This window comes from Sorangium sp. So ce836, assembly GCF_028553905.1.
Taxonomy (GTDB): domain Bacteria; phylum Myxococcota_A; class Polyangia; order Polyangiales; family Polyangiaceae; genus Sorangium; species Sorangium cellulosum_D.
Genome location: NZ_CP102233.1, coordinates 12,196,918 through 12,214,051, shown reverse-complemented (window position 1 = coordinate 12,214,051; position 17,134 = coordinate 12,196,918). Strand labels below are relative to the sequence as shown.

Genomic DNA, 17,134 nt, shown 5'->3' with positions numbered 1-17,134 from the left:
GCCCTCGCGCAGGATGGCTGAGGTCTCCAAGGCCGCGAAGGTCGGCGTCATGACGATCGTGCTCGCAGGCGCGGCCTACGGCGGGTACCGCTTCGTCTCGCGCGACGTGGGCGGCGGGAACGGCTACCGCGTCTGGGCCACGCTGCCGGACGCCATCGGCGTGTCCCCGCAATCGCGGGTGATGATCTCGGGCATCCAGGTCGGCGTCGTCGACAAGATCTCGCTCTACAACGGCCAGGCGCGCATCGACATCAAGATGAGCCCCGACGTCCCGCTCTACGAGGACGCGGCCATCGGCAAGCGCGCCACGAGCCTCATCGGCGAGTCGTTCGTCGTGCTCTCGCCCGGCACCGAGGGCAAGCCGCGCATCCCCGACGAGGGGAGGGTCCTCTATTACATCGATGAGCCGACGATCCAGTCGATGCAGGGGCAGGTCGCCGAGATCCTGAAGGACGTCAAGACCGTCACCGAGACGCTGAAGAACACCGTCGGCTCCGAGAACGGGCAGGAGCGGCTCGCGCAGATCCTCGACAACCTCGCGGAGGTCACCGAGCAGATGAACGCGACCGTGCGCGAGAACCGCGCGGGCGTCACGCAGACGATCAACAACATCAACCAGATCACGGGCGAGTCGGGCCCGCGCCTGCGGGAGATCCTCCGCAACGTCGAGCAGGTGAGCCGCGACATCCGCACGATGACGGCCGCGGCCGAGGTGCCCGGCCAGCAGGGCGGGCAGCCCGGCGAGCTCCGGCGCGCCGCCGAGCGGGTGGGGCGCGCGACCGAGAACCTCGAGTCGGCGCTGAAGCACGTGGACAGCATCGCCGCGCGCGTCGACCGCGGGGAGGGGACGCTCGGCCGCCTCACCAAGGACGAGACGCTGATCAACGAGGTCGAGACGGTCGTCGAGGACGTCGGCGAGCTCGTCGGCGGGATCAGCCGCTTCCAGACGGTGGTCGGGCTCCGCACCGACTACAACTTCCTGGCCAACACCATCAAGAGCTACGTCGAGCTCCGGCTCCAGCCGACGGAGGACAAGTACTATGTCGTCGAGCTGGTGAACGACCCGCGCGGCAAGACGGACTTCCAGCAGATCGACGTCGACACGACCAACATCAACGACCCGGCGCACTACCGCGAGGTCCGCACGATCACGACGAACGCCTTCCGCTTCTCGTTCCAGTTCGCGAAGCGGCTCGGCCCGTTCACGGGCCGGTTCGGCATCAAGGAGTCGACGGGGGGCCTCGGCCTCGATCTCCACCTGCTCGACGACCGGTTCGAGCTCCGGCAGGACCTCTTCGGCTTCGGCGAGGAGCTGTCGCCGCGCTGGCGGGTCGCGCTCGCGTACGAGTTCATCCGCAAGCTGTGGCTGCTCGGCGGCATGGACGACATCCTGAACACCGATCGCCGGGATTACTTCATCGGCCTGCAGCTCCGGTTCAACGACGCCGACCTGAAGACGGTCCTGCCCTTCGCTCCGTCGAGCTTCTGAGCGCCCCCGTCCCGCCGCCGGCGCCTCGACACCGCCGCCTTCGCCTCGGCGCGGCCCCCGCCTGTGCGCCCGAGCCCGTGTGCTATAGCGCGGGCATGAAGCGCTCGCTTCTTCGCGGAGTGCGTCGGGGATACGCGCTCTTGATCCCTTTCCTCGCGATCGCCGCGGCGGCCGGCGCGGCGGCGTGCCAGGGGTGCAAGGTCCCCGAGCGGGGCGCCGCGAGCGCGGAGGCGGACGCCGACGCGGGCGCGACCCGGCCGACGGTGCGGCTCTACGTGCTCAGCACCGTGGCCGGCGCGCTGGAGCCGTGCGGCTGCACGAAGGACCAGCTCGGGGGCATCGACCACCTCGCCGCCCTGATCGAGGGCCAGCGCGGCGAGGCGCCGGATCACCTCGTGGTCGGCGCCGGGCCGCTGCTCTTCATGGAGCCGGAGGTGAGCCCGGAGCGCCGCACCCAGGACGCCTGGAAGGCCGAGGCGATGGCGCTGGCGGCGAAGGAGATCGGGCTCGCGGCGTGGGCGCCCGGCGAGAACGACTGGGCGCTCGGCGCCGAGGCGCTCGCGAAGTACCAGGAGCAGGCCGGGGCGGCCGTGCTCGCCAGGAACCTCGAGGGCGCGCAGGGCGTCCGGGGCGTCGTCGTGCGCGACGTCGCCGGCGTGAAGGTGGGCCTCATCGGCGTGAGCGACCCGAAGGGCCGCGCCGGCGCCTACCCTGAGGGCGTCAAGGCCGGCTCGGCGGTCGAGGCGGTGAAGGCGGGCGTCGAGGAGGCGAAGAAGCAGGGCGCGACGGTGTTCGTGGGGCTCGCCGCCCTGCCGCGGGGCGAGGCGCTGCGGCTCGCCGACAACGCGCCGGAGCTGCACGTGCTCGTGCTGGGCAAGCCCAGCGAGCGCGGGGACGTCAACGACGGCCCGAAGCCGCCGGTGCTCATCGGAACGACGCTCGTCGTCGAGACGCCGAACCACCTCCAGTCGGTGGCGGTCGTGGATCTGTTCGTGCGCGGCAAGGGCGACGGCCCGCTCGTGTTCGCCGACGCGGGCGGCGTCGCCAAGGCCGAGGAGCTCATCAGCCTGTCGTCGCGGATCCGGGAGCTCGAGATCCGCCTCAACGGCTGGGAGGGGAGCAAGACGGTCTCCGAGAAGGACGTCGCCGATCGGAAGGCCGATCTGGAGAAGCTCCGGGCCGAGAAGGCGAAGCTCGAGTCGGCGGAGGCGAAGGTGACCGGCAGCTTCTTCCGCTACAGCTCGGTGGAGGTGCGCGAGAAGCTCGGCGCCGACAAGGACGTCGCCGGGCAGCTCCTCGCCTATTACAAGCGGGTCAACGCCCACAACAAGGAGGCGTTCGCGGATCGCGTCCCCGAGCCGCCGGCGAAGGGCGAGGCCAGCTACATCGGCATCGACGCCTGCACGAACTGCCACGACGAGGAGCGCAAGGTCTTCGACGGCACCGCGCACGCGCGCGCTTACGCGACGCTGCAGCAGGATTTCAAGGAGTACAACCTCGACTGCGTGAGCTGTCACGTGACCGGCTACGGCAAGCCGGGCGGCTCCACGGTGACGCACAACGCCTCCCTCCAGAACGTGCAGTGCGAGGAGTGTCACGGCCCGGGCTCGCTGCACGCGAAGGATCCCGAGAAGAAGGGGCTCATCGTGCTCGCGCCCTCGCCCGAGAGCTGCGTCTCGCAGTGCCACCACCCGCCGCACGTCGAGGGGTTCGAGCCCATGGCCAAGATGCAGCTCATCCTCGGGCCCGGGCACGGCCGGGACTGACGCAGGCCCGGGCACGGCCCCGGTGCCGACGCAGGCCCGGGCACAGCCCCGGTGCCGACGCAGGCCCGGGCACGGCCCCGGTGCCGACGCAGGGGCGGGCGCGCGGCGGCGCTCCTCTGGGCTGCGGCATTTCCGCGCCGTATCGATCGCGCTACGGGGAGCGCCCGTGACGAATGTCCACGCCGTCGTCTCCCGCCTGGGCCCGGCCGAGCGCGCGATCCTCGCGGAGCTCGCCGCCGGCGAGCCGCCGTTCGCGGTGCACCGCCGCGCCGCGCTGAGCTCGACGCTCCGCTACCTGGAGGGCGGCCGCGGCTCGCCGGTGGTCCTCCTGCACGGCCGCGGCAACGCCGCGACGACGTGGTTCCCGCTGCTCCCCGAGCTCGCGCGCCGCCACCGCGTCATCGCCGTGGATCTGCCGGGCTTCGGCCACGCCTCGTCGCCGCCGTTCGAGGGCGGGGGCTTCGAGGAGGGGCTCCGCTTCTTCGCCGATCCGGTCGAGGAGCTCCTCCTCGAGCTGGATCTCGGCGACGCCGCGCTCGTCGGCCACTCGCTCGGCGGGCTGGTCGCGGCGGAGATCGCGCTCCGCAAGCGCGCGCGCCCGCGGAAGCTCGTGCTCATCGGCGCGATGGGGGTCGGGCCGGCCATGACCGCCTGGAGCCGCGCCTACTTCCGCGCCCCGCCGGAGCGCCTCCTGCGGGTGCTCGGCAAGGCGCTCTTCCGCCGCATCCGGCCCCCGCAGCCCACGCCGCGCGGCGAGCGCCTCGCGGCGTTGCACGGCGAGCTCTACGCCGTGCCCGACGGCCGCGTCGCCCCTGTCGCCGCGTTCAACGCGCTCTTCCCCGCCGTCGGCCCGGTGCCCCATCGCCTCGCGCGGCTCGGCGAGATCGACGCGGAGACGCTGGTGCTCTGGGGCGAGCGCGACGACGTGTTCCCGGCGCCGCTCGCCATCGCCGCGGCCGCCGCGATCCCGCGCGCCACGCTGCGCCTCGTGCCGCTCGGCCACGCGCCCCACCTGGAGGACCCGGCGCTCGTCCTTCCCGAGCTCATCGAGTTCCTTGCGCCCGGAGCCGGGCCCTCACCGTAGCCCTCGGGTGGCCGTCCAGGAACCGAGGATGGCCGTCCAGGAACCGAGGGTGGCCGTCCAGGAACCGAGGATGGCCGTCCAGGAACCGAGGGTGGCCGTCCAGGAACCGAGGGTGGCCGTCCAGGAACCGAGGATGGCCGTCCAGGAACCGAGGGTGGCCGTCCAGGAACCGAGAAGGGGCTCGGTCGGGCCGCGGCCGGCCCTCGGCCATCGCGATGCTGCTGGCGCGTTCTCGACCAGCCCGTGAAATTTGGGGGAGGGCTCGCGCGAACTGTCTGGGTCCAGCATGCTTCCAGTCGCCACGCCGCCGTGTCCCCAAGCATCCGACGGGCTCCCCGCGGCGTCGCTTGTGACGGTGGGGGCGTCTCTCGACGAGACCGCCGCCCTGCGGCCGGTGGTGCGCGCGGCGATCGCCTGCGTGCTCGGGGAGCGGGCCGATCACCCCGACGTCGAGGATTGCACCCACGAGGCGCTCGCCCGGGCCCTCGAGGGGCGCAGCCGCCTGCGCGACGGCGAGCCGCTGCGCCCCTGGGTGCTCGGGATCGCGCGCCACGTGGCGCTGGACGTGCTGCGCCGCCGCCGCCGCACGCGCCGCGCCGAGGCGCACCCGGAGGCGAGCGCCGAGGAGCAGCGCGAGCTCCTCGATTCGGTCGAGGACCCGGCGCCCGGGCCGGAAGAGCGCGCCGCCCAGACCGAGCGCGCCCGCCGGATCGAGCTGGCGCTGCAGAAGCTGGCCGAGCCCCAGCGCCGCGCGCTCCTGGCCTTCCATGTCGAAGGCCTCAACTACCAGCAGATCTCGCGCCGGCTCGACATCCCGCTCGGGACGGTGGCGACGTGGATCGCGCGAGGCAGGCGCTGCCTGGCCGAGGCGCTCGGAGAGTGACGATGCAAGACGACGACAGGCTCGCGCCCGACCTCGTGTGGCAGTCCAACGGTCACCTCACCGAGATAGCGCTCACCGCGCTGGGCGACGGCGAGGGGGCCCTCCTGCCCGAGGGCGCGCTCGAGCATGCCGCGCGCTGCCAGAGCTGCTCCTCGGAGCTCGGCCAGGCGGCGCTCCTGTCGCTGCGCGCGGGGGAGCTCCTGCGCGGGCAGGCGGCGCACGGCTGCGCGAGGGAGACCGCCGCGCCGCGCGCGCCGCTGCCGGTCCCGGCGCTCGCGTTCGCCCTTGCGATCTCGGCGCTCGGCGCGGCGCCGTCGCTCGTGGCCGGGGCGGGCGGCCTGCGGGAGAGCTGGGCGGGGCTCTGGCACGCCTGCTCGGTGGTGGTGAGGGTCGGCTGCGCCGTCGCCGCGAGCGGGGCCCTGTCCGGCTGGCTCACGGCGCTGCCGTGGCTCTCGGCGGCCCTGCTCGTGATCGTGGGGGCCTACGTCGCGTGGACCAGGGGAAAGCAGCTCTCGCTGAACGGAGGGATCTGATGCGCACCGTCTCGACTCGTCTCTTCTCCTCGCGCCTCGCCGCCGCCGCGCTGGGCGCCGCGCTGGGGGCCTCGGCCAGCGGCGCGGCCACGGCGGAGATCCTCCGCAAGGGCGCCTGGCCAGACGTCGAGCCGAAGGTGAGCGTCGAGGTGAGCAGCGAGCCGCGCAACGAGGCGCTCAAGCGCGTCGCCCAGGCGGCCGGGTGGAGCCTCGTGCTCAACGTGCCGCCCGGCAACGTCGTCGATCTCCACGTCCAGGACCAGCCGGCGGACCGGGTGCTGGAGCTCCTGCTCGCCGACGGGAGCTACGTCGCGACCCGCGACGGCGACCTGATCGCGATCGCCCCGGCCCCGGCGGCGCCGGCCCCGGAGGAGCCCGCGGCCGCGTCCCCGCCGGCGCCCGCGGTCGCGGCGTCGCCCGACGATGCGGAGGACGAGGACGCCGAGGAGGCGCGGCCCTCGTCGCGCGGCCGGGACCGGTTCGTGACCGGCGGGAGCCTCCGGATCGAGAAGGGCGAGGTGGTCAACGACGTGTCGGTGATCGGCGGCTCGCTCGACGTGTGGGGCACCGTCACCGGCGACATCGACGTGATGGGCGGGTCCACGCACATCCACGACGGCGCGCGCGTGCGCGGCGACGTCTCGACGGTGGGCGGCCCGCTCACCGTGGCCGACGGAGCCACCATCGACGGCGACGTCGACGTCGTGGGCGGCCCGCTCCGGCGGGGCGAGCGCGCGCGCATCCGCGGCGACGTGAACAACGACGCGAACCCGCTGGGCGACGGATCGAGCGCGAAGGGTGCGTCCACGCTCGCGCGCAAGGCCGGCAACGCGGTGACGCGCACGGCGTTCCTGTTCGCCTTCGGCGCGGTGATGCTGGCGCTCTGGCCGCGGCGCATGGAGGCGCTCAAGGTCGAGATCGCCGCCCGGCCGATGCGATCGTTCGCGCTCGGCGCGGTGGGCGTCCTCGGCGCCGTCGCGGTCGCCGCCGCCCTGTGCGTCACGCTGATCGGCATCCCGTTCGCGGTGATCGGCCTGCTGCTCGCCGTCGTCGCCGTGGTCGCGGGCGGCTGCGCCGTGCTCGAGACCGCGGGGGCGGGGCTCTTCGGTCACCGGACCAGGAACCCCTACGCGCACCTCGCCATCGGCTGCCTCGGCCTGCTGATCGCCAGCGGGATCCCCTACGTCGGCGGCGCGCTCTGCGCGGCCGTCACGCTGATCGGCGCCGGCGCGCTCGTCGCCACCCGGCTCGCGGGGCTCCTCCGGCCGAGGCCGCGGGGGGAGGGGGCGGCGGGCCCCTACCGCACGGCGCCTTGAGCTGGCTTCGCCCGCCCCGGACGGCGCGAGCGCCGATGTACCTCCGCTGAAGGCTGCGCGCTAGCATCGCGCCGTGACCTCCGACCCGATCGAGAAGAGGCTGCGGCTCGGCGAGGACTCGGTGACCGAGTTCAAGCGGATCGAGGTCCCTGGCAAGGCACCGAAGGACCTCGCCGAGACGATCGCGGCCTTCGCCAACGCGCTGGGCGGTCAGATCTTCCTCGGGGTCGAGGACGACGGCACGCCGACGGGGGTCGGCACGATGAAGCAGGCCGACACGCTGATGCTGTCGGTGGTTCAGGCGTGCCAGACCGTCATCCATCCGGCGATCTGGTGCCCGATCACGAAGGTCGACGTCGCGGGCAAGCTGCTGCTCGTCGTCGACGTGCCGGCGTCCAGCCCGGACAGGCCTTACCGCGCGAAGCATGTTTACTGGATCCGCGACGGGAGCATGACGCGTGAGGCGACGCGCAACGAGCTCGTTCGCATGCTCCAGTCGCAGAACGCCTACCATGACGAGAGCGTCGTCCATGGGGCGACCATGGCGGATCTCGATCTTGCCGTCGTCGACGACCTCTTGCGTTCGGTCTACGACCCCAGCGCACCTGCCCAGCGGAACCGTTACCTGCGCGCGCTGAAGTGCGTGGATCCTGGCGAGGCACCGACCGTGGCCGGCCTCCTGCTCTTCGGCCGCGAGCCCGAGCGATGGTTCGTCGATGCCAGGATCTCTGCGGTCTGCTTCGCCGGGACCGGGATGTCGGCGGAGCTCGTCGATCGGCAGGAGATCACCGGACACCTCCTCAAGCAGATCGAGAGCGCCGCAGCGTTCCTGGAGCGCTACACACCCGCGCCGGCGCACATCCAGCGCTGGGAGCGGATCGAGCGCGGCGTGCCGCAGACGGCGCTGCGCGAGGCGCTCCTCAACGCCGTCGCCCACCGGGATTACCGCGCCGCGTCCCAGATCCGGATCCTCGCCTTCCAGGATCGGGTCGAGATCATCAATCCTGGCGTGCTCCTGAATCATCTGACGCTCGACAGCATCCAGGTCGGGGGCATCAGCCAGCGCAGGAACCCGGTGCTCGCCTCGGTGCTCGCGCGCGCTCGTCGCGGGGAGAGCCTCGGGATGGGGATCCCGGAGATGGTCGCGCAGATGCGCGCGCGAGGGTTGCCGTCGCCGGAGTTCGATCTGCAGGGAGGACACTTCCGGGTGGTGCTGCGCGTGGCGCCCTCCCCGGAGGCGCGTGCATGAACGATCGGCGCGACGCAGGCTCGCCGTGGTGGGAGGCGCTCCGGAGCGGCGCCGTGGTCGAGCTTGCGCTTGTCCGGATCGATCTCGTCGGGCCGTCCTTCCCTTGGAAGGAGCTGCCGGACAGCGGGTACCTGCAGCTTCGCGTGCGGTACACCGCGGGCGTCGAGTACCTCGCGCGCGCGCTCGGGGCGATCCAGCCGCTCGCGTGGAGCGAGGACGCCGCCACGCTCGTGCTCGGCGGTGCGTCCGGCGAGGCGCTGGCCACGCTCGCTTTTCGCGCCCTGAAAGAGCTCTGGGAGCGCGTGCACATCGATCTGCAGCTCTCGGCGCGCCTCGCGGCGCATGTCGTACGCGCGCCCTGGAGTCACGACCTCGTCGACGACGTCGAGGGGTCGCTGCGCGGCTGGATGGCGGCGATCCCGCCTGGCGCAGCCGCGCTGAGCGAGGACCTGGCGCTCGCCCTCCCGCCGCCGGACGCGCGGGAGCTCGCGCCGTGCGGCCTCGTGCTCGAGGGGGCGCCCTCCTACCTCTTCCCCCAGAGCGCAGCTCGCGGCGCGCCGCCGGCGACGCAGCGCGACCAGGCATGGGCGGCGCTTCGTGGCTACGCGCAGAGCCCGGAGCTGCGGCGCATCCGTTACGTCGGCTTCCGTCTCCGGAGGAGCGAGCCGCCGAGCCTGGACCTCCGCGATGTCTTCGTGTCTCCGCGGCTCGACGTCAGCTCGCCGCGCACGAGCGCCGCGGAGCGGAGCGCGCGAGGGATCGTGGGCGGGAGCTCCGAGCCGGCCGGCGAGCGCGTGCGCCGCGCTCGCCATCCCATGGGCGAGGGCTTCCAGGAGCCGTTCGCGAGGCACAGGCATCTCGTCCTTCTCGGCGATCCCGGCTCGGGGAAAACGACGCTGCTCCGGTGGCTCGCGATCACGGCGGCGGCCGGTCGCTTCGTGCTGGCATCGGAGAGCGGCGCTGCCGAGCGCCTCCTCCCGCTGCCTGTCAGCGTCGGCCAGCTCGCGGAGCTGCGTCGGTGCGCCGAGCGACGGGAGGTGTCTGTCGTCGAAGCGCTCGGTCGTTATTTTCAGGAGCGCGGCGCTGGCGACGAGGCGATGGTGCGCGAGGCGTTGACCCGCGAGCTCGAGGCAGGGCGCTGCCTCGTGCTGCTCGACGGGCTCGACGAGGTCCGCTCGACCGAGCGCGAGGAGCTCCAGCGGTGGCTCGCCTCGTTCGCGGCGGCTCATCCGCGGAACCGGTTCGTCGTCACCTCGCGGATCGTCGGGTACACCGGGTTCGATCTGCCCGAGCGCGTGGAGGCGACGCTCCGGCCGTTCGATCGAGAGCAGGTCGATCGCTACGTGAGCGCCTGGCACCGGGCCTATGTGCGCTGGGAGGATCCGGAGGACGCGGCCGCCTCCACGGACGAAGCCGACGCGATGACGGAGAAGCTCCTCGCGGCCATCGATGCCAGCCCGAGGCTCGGCGCGCTCGCGGGAAACCCGTTCCTCCTCTCGGCGCTCGCGTTGATTCACCGCGCGGAAGGGCGCCTGCCGCGCCACCGGGTGCAGGCGTACGCCATGATCTCCCGCACGCTTTGCGAGACGTGGGCTGCGGCGCGCCGCCTCTCGGCCAGCGGCGCGTCGGACGCCGCCATGGCGTACGAAGAAGAGGCCCTGCCCATCCTCGGGAGGCTCGCGCTGGCGATGCACGAGCGCTATCCGGCCGGGGTCGCGCCGGAGGCCTTCGTGGTGGAGACGCTGAGCGAGGCGCTCGGCGCGCAAGCGGGGATCTCTGGAGAGGAAGGTCTCCTCGCGGCGCGCCGATTCCTGGAGAAGTCGGGGCGTGAGCTGGGCCTCCTGATGGAGCGCGGCGCGCAAGCGTGGGGGTTCATGCACCTCACCTTCCAGGAGTTCTTCGCGGCCGCCGGGCTCCACGCGATGGAGCGGTTCGAGGAGTTGGCGCTGGCGCGTCTCTTCGATGCCCGCTGGGGTGAGGTGATCCGACTCGGCGTGGGCTACATGGCGCTCGAGCAGAAGCGGCCCGCGGCGGCGCGGAGGTTCGTCGAGCGGGTCCTGTCGTGGGAAGAGCCGGAGCCGCGGCGGTGGGTGACGAGCGTCCTGCGCAAGCAGGTGCCCATCGCGACGCTGCTCGCCGCGGAGGCGGGCGAGGCGTTGCCGGTGGCGCTGCAGGAGCGCGTGGCGGCCGCGATGGCGGCGTGGGTCGTCGAGCCGCCGTCGTTCGATGCACCTCGGGAGTTCCTGTCGGAGCTCGCGGTGACCGAGCTCGGCGGGCGCGTCGCCGAGGCGATTCTCAAGTGGCTCGACGACGAGAGCCCCGCGCGTCGCGCGATGGCCGCGCTGGCGCTCGGCGAACTGCGTTCGAATGCCGCCGTGGAGCGGCTGGTCTCGCTGCACGACGAGCGCGTCTCGGCGGCCCTCTCCGCGGCGCTCTGCGACGACGCGGATGCTGACGTGCGATGCGCGGCGGCCTCGGCGCTCGGTGAGCGGCGCTCCGAGGCTGCCGTGAGCCAGCTCGTCACCGCGCTGACGGATCCTGATCCCCGCGTGATCGAGGCAGCCATCGCGGCGCTCGGGGAAATCGGCTCCGCGACGGCGATCGACGCCCTCGTGGCCCTGGCGCCTCAGGTGGCCGAAGCGCGTGCCGCCCTGTGGAAGCTCTCCGCCACCGGCGCCCCCGAGGGCGTCCCGCAGGGCGGCGACGCGCCGTCGGGCTCGCCCGGCGCGCCGCCTTGATGCCCTGCGCCGCTCAGTGCACGCCGCCGACGAGCCACGCCTGCGCCGGGACGAGCACCTCTTCGGGGGAGCCTCCTCCCTGCGACGCCGGGCCGGTCGCGGTGCCGTCGCCCATGGGCGTCATGCGGAACCCGTGATCGCCGAAGACGAGCAGCAGGGTCCGCGGCGGCAGGCTGGCCATGAAGCGCGCGACAACGTCGGCGACCTCCTCCGCGATGGCCTCGATCCGCTCGGCGAAGGGGGGCCCCGCGGCGCGCAGGCGCGCCTCCACGAGGTCGAGCTTCATCAGCTCGCGCGACCCGACCCGCTCGCGCCGCAGGGTCGCGACGGCGCGGCCGCGGGCGATGGCGGGCTCCGCCTCGCTCGGGGGCATCGTCTCGCGGAGCCCGTCCGGCCCGCGGGCGAGCAGCGAGATCTGCGCCGTCGTGGTGGGCGGCAGCGCCGCCCAGAGCAGCGAGCGCTCCACCAGGATGGCCCGATCCATCATGATCTCCTTCAGGTGGGCGGCGACGCGCTCGCCGAGGTCGAAGCGCATCGCGTCGACGAGCAGGAGCTTCACCCCGCGCGCCCCGTTGAGGCGGGCGATGCGGGCGGCGATGTCCGGGGCGTCGAACACCATGGGCGGCCGCTTGCCGGTCACGCGCAGCGCCGAGAACGCCTCGCGGTAGCTGTGCTCGAAGCTGGTCCTCCAGCTGTCGACCACGCCGCGCACGGCCGCGTCCGCCTCGCCCGTGAGCGTCGCGCCGAGGAGCGGCGTGTAGTGGGTCGCGAACAGCTGCTCGATGACCCGGACCGGCTTCGGGCCGCGGGCGTTGTCGAGCTCGACGGCGAGCGCTCGCCACTCGGCCGCGCTGAGGATCCGGTTGCGCGGCGCCTTCCGCTCCCTGCGCGTCGGCGGCAGCGCGTCGTTGTCGGCGTGGGCGGCCTCGGCGACCGGCGCGATCGGCGCGGCGGGTGCAACCGGCGCGGCGGGCGCGATGGGCGTGGCCTCGTGCGCGGCTCGCGGCGGCCTGAGCGTTGTGCCCGCGCCGTCGAGCGCAGCGCCAGGGTTGGCGGGCGGCGCGCCCGGATCGGCCGGCGCCACGCCCGGATCGGCGGGCGCCGCGCCCGGGTCGACGCTGGCCAGGGCCATTGCCAGCGTCTCGTTCGCAGCGGGCGGCGAGCCCGCCCCCTGCGCCGGCGCGGCACCGGGGCCCCTCCCGGAGGAGAGGACGGCCGCCGGTGCGTCCGGGCGGCGGAGCCTCGACGAGCGGGGAGGCAACACGCCGCGCGGCCTCGCCTCGGTCCGCCCCTCGGCGGCGGCGGGCGACGCGGGCGCGGCGGGCGACGCGGGCGCTGCGGGCGCCTCGGAGGCCGCCGGCTCGGCCGGGAGCGCCTCGTTCGGGGCGGGCGCGGCGGCGCTCGGCTGCGTCGGCCTGAGGGGCCGCTCCGGCTCGCGCTGGGCGAGGCTGTGCTCGGGCTCGCGCTGGGCGAGGCTGCGCTCCGGCTCGCGCGCGGCGAGGCTGCGCTCCGGCTCGCGCGCGGCGAGGCTGCGCTCCGGCTCGCGCTGGGCGAGGCTGCGCACCTGCGCGCGAATGTGGGAAGCGGCGCCGTGCCCCTCGGACGCGTTCCTCTCGACGAGGTCCGCGAGGGGCACCGGCGCGAGCACCTGCGCGGACCTGTCGCCCTCGTCGAACACGAGGGCGACCGGCGCCTCGCGCGCCGCGCCGAGCCATGCGAGGAGCGTCGCGCTGTCCTCCGGCGGGAGCGCGCCCCGCGCGCCGCCCGCGAGCCGCGGCAGGCCGACGGCGAGCCCCGCGGCGCCGAGCGCCCTCGCGCGGAAGACCTGGTCGGCGATCACCGCCTCGAGCGGGGCGCCCTCCTGGACCCGCGGCGGCAGCGCGCCGCGCATGGCCAGCGCGAGCTCGACGGCCTCGTCGAGCGCAGCGCGGAGCTGCCCGTCCTGCGCCGCCGGGGCGCTCGCCCAGAGGAAGCGCCGCGCCCTGAGCTCGCGCTCGGCGTCGGCGCCCTGCCCGCTCGCGGCGAAGCGGGCCAGTCCGGACGGGGGCACAGCGGGGGACGGCGGTCGGCCCTCCTCGGAGGCAACGTCGAGGCGGGAGACAGGATCGAGGCGCATCGCGCGGCAACCTCGCAGAGCTCGCGGAAACGGGCCAAGTTTCGGCGATCGGACGGCGATCGGACGGCAATCGGGCGGCCATCGGGCGTCGATCGACGCGCGGAGGCGGCGGGCACCCCCGCGGCGGGGCGCGGGCTCAGCCGGACTCGCGCGCGGTCTCGGCCATCAGCGCGAGCAGGGCGCAGGCGATGGCGAACCGGGCGTCGATCCTCCCCTGGTTCATCGACAGGTCGAGCGTGAACTCCTTGACGAAGAACCGGAACACCTGGGTCACCTTCGCGACCTCCTGCTGGTGCAGCTCGATGTGCCACTTGCCGACGAGGAGCGGGAACATGCGGCGGAGCATCGCGGCGCCGTCCTCCTGCATCAGCCCGACCGGCTGATCCGCGGGATCGAGGATGTCCCAGGTGTCGCGGACGATCGATTTGAGGCCGCGCGAGCGGATGGTCCCGACCCGCTCGCCGGTGCGCGCGTCGAGGACGTCCAGGCACCGGTTCAGGGCGACGACCTGCCGCGACCGGATGGTGAGCAGCGGCTGCGACTCCGACTCATCCGCGAAGAGGGTGAACTCCTGGCGCAGCTTGAGCAGCGGGTGCTTGACGAAGCACACGAGGGTGCCGTCGGGCGCATAGACATGGAATTTGCGGCCGAGCAGCGACCAGAAGGGCCGCTTGATGGTGTAGGTGGGGTGCGCGAACGGCTGAACCGCGAGGCCGCCGTACGCGGCCGGGCCGAAGGGGGAGGCAGTCTGCATCGGGCCGAGTAGGCCGGAGCGGAGCGGCTCGGTCAAGCACGTCCGCCGCGCGCTCGGGCGGCCCTCTCCGTCACCGCGCGCTCGGGTCCTTCCCTCCGGAGCCGCTCGCCGCGATCGCCTTCACGAGCTCCGGCTTGACGACCTTGCCCATCGCGTTGCGCGGCAAGCTCGGCACGACGATCGATTCGCGCGGGACCTTGTAGGGCGCGAGCCGCTCCTTCGCCCAGGCGCGGAGCGGTCCGGTCGCGCACTCCGCCTCCCGCCCCGGCGCGGCGACGACGACCGCGACGACGCGCTCGCCCCACGCCTCGTCCGGGACGCCGATCACCGCGACCTCGGCGATCGCGCCGTGCTCCCGCAGCGCCTCCTCGATCTCGAGGGCCGACAGCTTGTACCCGCCGCTCTTGAGGATATCGACCGACGTCCGCCCGAGGAGCCGGAAGCGCCCGTCGCTGGAGCGCTCCGCGACGTCGCCCGTGCGGAACCAGCCGTCCTGGAAGGCGGCGGCGGTGGCGTCCTCGCGCCCGAGGTAGCCCTTGAAGACGCTCGGCCCGCGGATCCAGAGCTCGCCCCGCGCGACCGCGGCGCCGCCGGGCCGCGCCGGCGCCTCGCCCGGGGCGTCGCCCGGCGCCCATTCCGACGCGTTGCCCGCGTCGTCGGTGATGCGGGCCTCGACGGTCGGCAGCGGGAAGCCGACCCAGCCCGCCCGCCGGCCGGCCGGATCGAGCGGGTTGCTCAGCCCGACGCCGATCTCGGTCATCCCGAAGCGCTCGAGCGGGATCGCGCCGGTGAGGTCGCGCCAGCGCTCGGCCAGCGTCACCGGCAGCGCCGCGGAGCCGCTCGTCGCGAGCCGGAGGGCCCGCGCCCCCGCGGCGAAGCCGGGCGCGCCGCCGCGGTCGATCTGCTCGAACAGCCGCTGGTACATGGTGGGCACCGCCATGAACGCCGTGACGGAGCCGCGCGCGATCTCGGCGGCGACGCGCTGGGCGTCGAAGCGCGGCAGCATCCTCGTCGCGCTGCCCGCGAGCAGCGACGTGGTGAGCGCGATGACGACGCCGTGGAGGTGGTGCAGCGGCAGCGCGTGCAGCAGCGCGTCGTGCTCGGAGAAGCCCCAGGCCGCGCGCAGGAGCTCCGCCTGCACGGCCAGGTTGCGGTGCGTGAGGAGCGCCCCCTTCGGCTTGCCGGTCGTGCCGCTCGTGTAGAGCAAGAGCGCCGGATCGTCGGCGGCGATGTCGGAGAGCGCCCCCTCCGGCCCCGGGGCGGCGCGCTCGAAGTCCTCCACGCGGAGCACCGAGCGGCCCTGCGCGATCGGGGCGGCCACCGCGGCGAGCTCGTCACCGACGAGGATCCGCCGCACGCCGGCGTCGCTCGCGAGCCATGCGAGCTCTGCCGGCGGATACAGGGCCGACAGCGGCAGCGCGATCCCGCCGGCGAGGAGGACGCCGAGGAAGGCCGAGACCCAGGCCGCGCCGGGCGGCACGAGGAGCAGGATCCGCTCCCCTTCGAGGGAGCTCGGGCTCGCGTGCGCGCCGGCGCCGCGCCCGCCGTCGGCGAGCAGCGCGCCGCGGACGCGGAGGGCGCGCTCGGTGAGCGCCGCGAAGGTGGTCTGCCCCCGGTCGTCCTCGACGGCGGTTCGGGCGGACGATCCGAGCTGAGCGAGCCGTTCCACGAGCGGGGAAGCCATCGCGCGAACTCTCGCACAGCGAAGGTGCGCGGAGCCAGGCCGGTTGGTTACACTGCCGCGCCATGCGAGCTTCCTGCCCCCGTTCCGGCGTCTTGCTCCGCCTCACGGCCGTCGCCGGTCTGACCCTGGCCGCGGCGGCGTGCGAGAGCGCGCCCAAGCCGCCCGAGCCCGGCCCCGCCGCCACGGCGGCTCCGGTCGCCGAGGCGCCCGCCGAGCCGCCGAAGCCGAAGGGCATGCCCGAGCTGCTCGTCGACCCGATGGGCCCCTACCTCGGCGGCCAGCGCGTGGACCTCTCGCAGAAGGACGGCGCCGAGAAGCTCTCGAAGGTGATCCGCGCGCTGCCGATCGAGGGCAAGCCGGTCACGCTGCTCGCCGAGAAGAGGGCGAAGCCGAGCGCGGTGGCCGCCGTCGTGACGGAGCTCGGCGCGGCCGGCGCGCCGACGGTGCTCATCAAGACCGACGGCCGCGACGACCTCCCGAAGGAGATCACGGTGGTCCCGGAGGGGCGCGTGTCGAAGCCCCCCGCGTGCGCGGTCAGCGCGATGGTGCTGAAGGACCTCGCGACCGCGATCTGGCCGTTCGGCGGCGGCATGGGCAAGCGCCAGCGCAAGGGGCTCGCCGGCCCGGATCTGTCGCACACCGGCGAGCAGCTCACGAAGGACATCGCCGCGTGCAGCGCGTCGGTGGCGTTCTTCTCGGCGGACGACGAGGTGCCGTGGGAGATGGCGCACAACCTGGCCGGCACGATCCTCGGCTCCGACGCGAAGAAGAAGCTCGACGCGCTCGTCCTGCTCCGCGCTGCCCCGGTCGCTGGGCGGCCGGTGCAGCTCGGTGGAGGCTGACGTGCGCTGCGCCGGGGGCTCCGTCACCCTGGATCGCCGCCCCCTCAGGGGCGCGTCCGCGGGGAGGAGCGTCCGGCGCGCCCGGCGCGCGCCGTTGCGAGCGAGCTGTCGATTTCTGGTCGGGCGAGACTCCGTGTGCTCCTGTCGAGCGCGGGGGTGGCCGGGTGGGGCCACGCGGCACGATCCGGCACACGGGGCGGCGCTGGGAGCGCACGGAAACGGCGGGCGGGCGCTCGCCGTTGGGGCCGGCCTGGATCATGAATAGGGCGAGTCGCAGATCCCCTGCGCCATCGGGGGCGTGACGATCACGGGAGGATGGTTCGGACATGTCGAAGCGACTTCTTGCATCGGCCCGCGCGAACAGGGGCCGCAGCCTCCGTCCTCGGGCTTCTCAGCCCCGCATGTCGGCGGCGCCTGAGGGGCCGGCGCTCGCGACGCAGGATTCGACGCCGCCGCCGGCGAGCGACCAGGACGTCGCCGTCGCCGGGGCGGCCGCGGAAGTCTCCGCTGCTCCCGAGCGTGCCGCCGACGCCGGCGCGGCCGCTGTGCCGCCGGCCGTCGAGGCGCCTGCCGCTCCGTCGGCAGCGCGGGCGGCCGAGGCTCCGCTTGTCGCGGAGGCGCCCGCGGCCCGAGCTGCCGTGGAGGCGCCCGCGGCCCGAGCGGCCGTGGAAGCGCCCGCG

The 17,134-nt window shown here is 74.3% G+C and carries 12 protein-coding genes; 9 read left to right on the top strand and 3 right to left on the bottom strand.

The genetic code is table 11. The annotated features are described in order from the left end of the window. Window positions 1–13: 13 nt before the first annotated feature. From NQZ70_RS44610 to NQZ70_RS44575, 8 genes are all read left to right on the top strand, one after another. The gene (locus NQZ70_RS44610; protein ID WP_129579665.1) at window positions 14–1,489 is read left to right on the top strand and encodes an MlaD family protein; all 1,476 of its coding nucleotides are present in this window, start codon (window positions 14–16) and stop codon (window positions 1,487–1,489) included. 140 nt (window positions 1,490–1,629) lie between these two features. Next, window positions 1,630–3,255, top strand: coding sequence for a multiheme c-type cytochrome (locus NQZ70_RS44605; RefSeq protein ID WP_237244619.1), 1,626 nt, complete (start codon window positions 1,630–1,632; stop codon window positions 3,253–3,255). Between the two features lie 166 nt (window positions 3,256–3,421). Then, a complete protein-coding gene (locus NQZ70_RS44600; protein ID WP_129579663.1) occupies window positions 3,422–4,339 on the top strand; it encodes an alpha/beta fold hydrolase in 918 nt (305 codons plus the stop codon). 355 nt (window positions 4,340–4,694) lie between these two features. Continuing rightward, a complete protein-coding gene (locus tag NQZ70_RS44595) occupies window positions 4,695–5,222 on the top strand; it encodes an RNA polymerase sigma factor (protein ID WP_165374476.1) in 528 nt (175 codons plus the stop codon). Next, window positions 5,219–5,755 carry a hypothetical protein gene (locus tag NQZ70_RS44590; protein WP_207217639.1) on the top strand — a complete coding sequence of 179 codons (537 nt, stop codon included), beginning with the start codon at window positions 5,219–5,221 and terminating at the stop codon, window positions 5,753–5,755. Before NQZ70_RS44595 ends, NQZ70_RS44590 begins: the two co-directional genes overlap by 4 nt. Beyond that, the gene (locus tag NQZ70_RS44585) at window positions 5,755–7,071 is read left to right on the top strand and encodes a polymer-forming cytoskeletal protein (RefSeq protein WP_129579660.1); all 1,317 of its coding nucleotides are present in this window, start codon (window positions 5,755–5,757) and stop codon (window positions 7,069–7,071) included. The genes NQZ70_RS44590 and NQZ70_RS44585 overlap by 1 nt, the downstream gene beginning before the upstream one ends. Before the next feature lie 73 nt (window positions 7,072–7,144). Then, complete coding sequence (locus NQZ70_RS44580; protein WP_129579659.1) at window positions 7,145–8,320, top strand: ATP-binding protein; 1,176 nt, start codon at window positions 7,145–7,147, stop codon at window positions 8,318–8,320. After that, on the top strand, window positions 8,317–11,058 hold the full coding sequence (locus NQZ70_RS44575) for an NACHT domain-containing NTPase (protein ID WP_129579658.1): 2,742 nt from the start codon (window positions 8,317–8,319) through the stop codon (window positions 11,056–11,058). Before NQZ70_RS44580 ends, NQZ70_RS44575 begins: the two co-directional genes overlap by 4 nt. Before the next feature lie 13 nt (window positions 11,059–11,071). Here the strand turns inward: NQZ70_RS44575 and NQZ70_RS44570 are convergent, their stop codons facing one another. The 3 genes from NQZ70_RS44570 to NQZ70_RS44560 all read right to left on the bottom strand — a co-directional run bounded on the left by NQZ70_RS44570 (window position 11,072) and on the right by NQZ70_RS44560 (window position 15,597). Next, window positions 11,072–13,174 carry a hypothetical protein gene (locus NQZ70_RS44570; protein WP_165374475.1) on the bottom strand — a complete coding sequence of 701 codons (2,103 nt, stop codon included), beginning with the start codon at window positions 13,172–13,174 and terminating at the stop codon, window positions 11,072–11,074. 136 nt (window positions 13,175–13,310) lie between these two features. Further along, entirely contained in the window at window positions 13,311–13,928 is a 618-nt protein-coding gene (locus NQZ70_RS44565; RefSeq protein WP_129579655.1) for a hypothetical protein, read from the bottom strand. A 70-nt stretch (window positions 13,929–13,998) separates the two neighbouring features. After that, window positions 13,999–15,597, bottom strand: coding sequence for an AMP-binding protein (locus NQZ70_RS44560; RefSeq protein WP_237244618.1), 1,599 nt, complete (start codon window positions 15,595–15,597; stop codon window positions 13,999–14,001). Between the two features lie 77 nt (window positions 15,598–15,674). Here NQZ70_RS44560 and NQZ70_RS44555 point away from each other — a divergent pair, with 77 nt between their 5' ends. Then, a complete protein-coding gene (locus NQZ70_RS44555) occupies window positions 15,675–16,454 on the top strand; it encodes a biopolymer transporter ExbD (RefSeq protein ID WP_129579653.1) in 780 nt (259 codons plus the stop codon). Window positions 16,455–17,134: the final 680 nt, after the last annotated feature.

Coding starts and splice junctions, on each gene's coding strand:
- NQZ70_RS44565 (WP_129579655.1), bottom strand. CDS start 13,928: ATGCAGACTGCCTCCCCCTTCGGCCCGGCCGCGTACGGCGGCCTCGCG.
- NQZ70_RS44610 (WP_129579665.1), top strand. CDS start 14: ATGGCTGAGGTCTCCAAGGCCGCGAAGGTCGGCGTCATGACGATCGTG.
- NQZ70_RS44575 (WP_129579658.1), top strand. CDS start 8,317: ATGAACGATCGGCGCGACGCAGGCTCGCCGTGGTGGGAGGCGCTCCGG.
- NQZ70_RS44570 (WP_165374475.1), bottom strand. CDS start 13,174: ATGCGCCTCGATCCTGTCTCCCGCCTCGACGTTGCCTCCGAGGAGGGC.
- NQZ70_RS44555 (WP_129579653.1), top strand. CDS start 15,675: ATGCGAGCTTCCTGCCCCCGTTCCGGCGTCTTGCTCCGCCTCACGGCC.
- NQZ70_RS44585 (WP_129579660.1), top strand. CDS start 5,755: ATGCGCACCGTCTCGACTCGTCTCTTCTCCTCGCGCCTCGCCGCCGCC.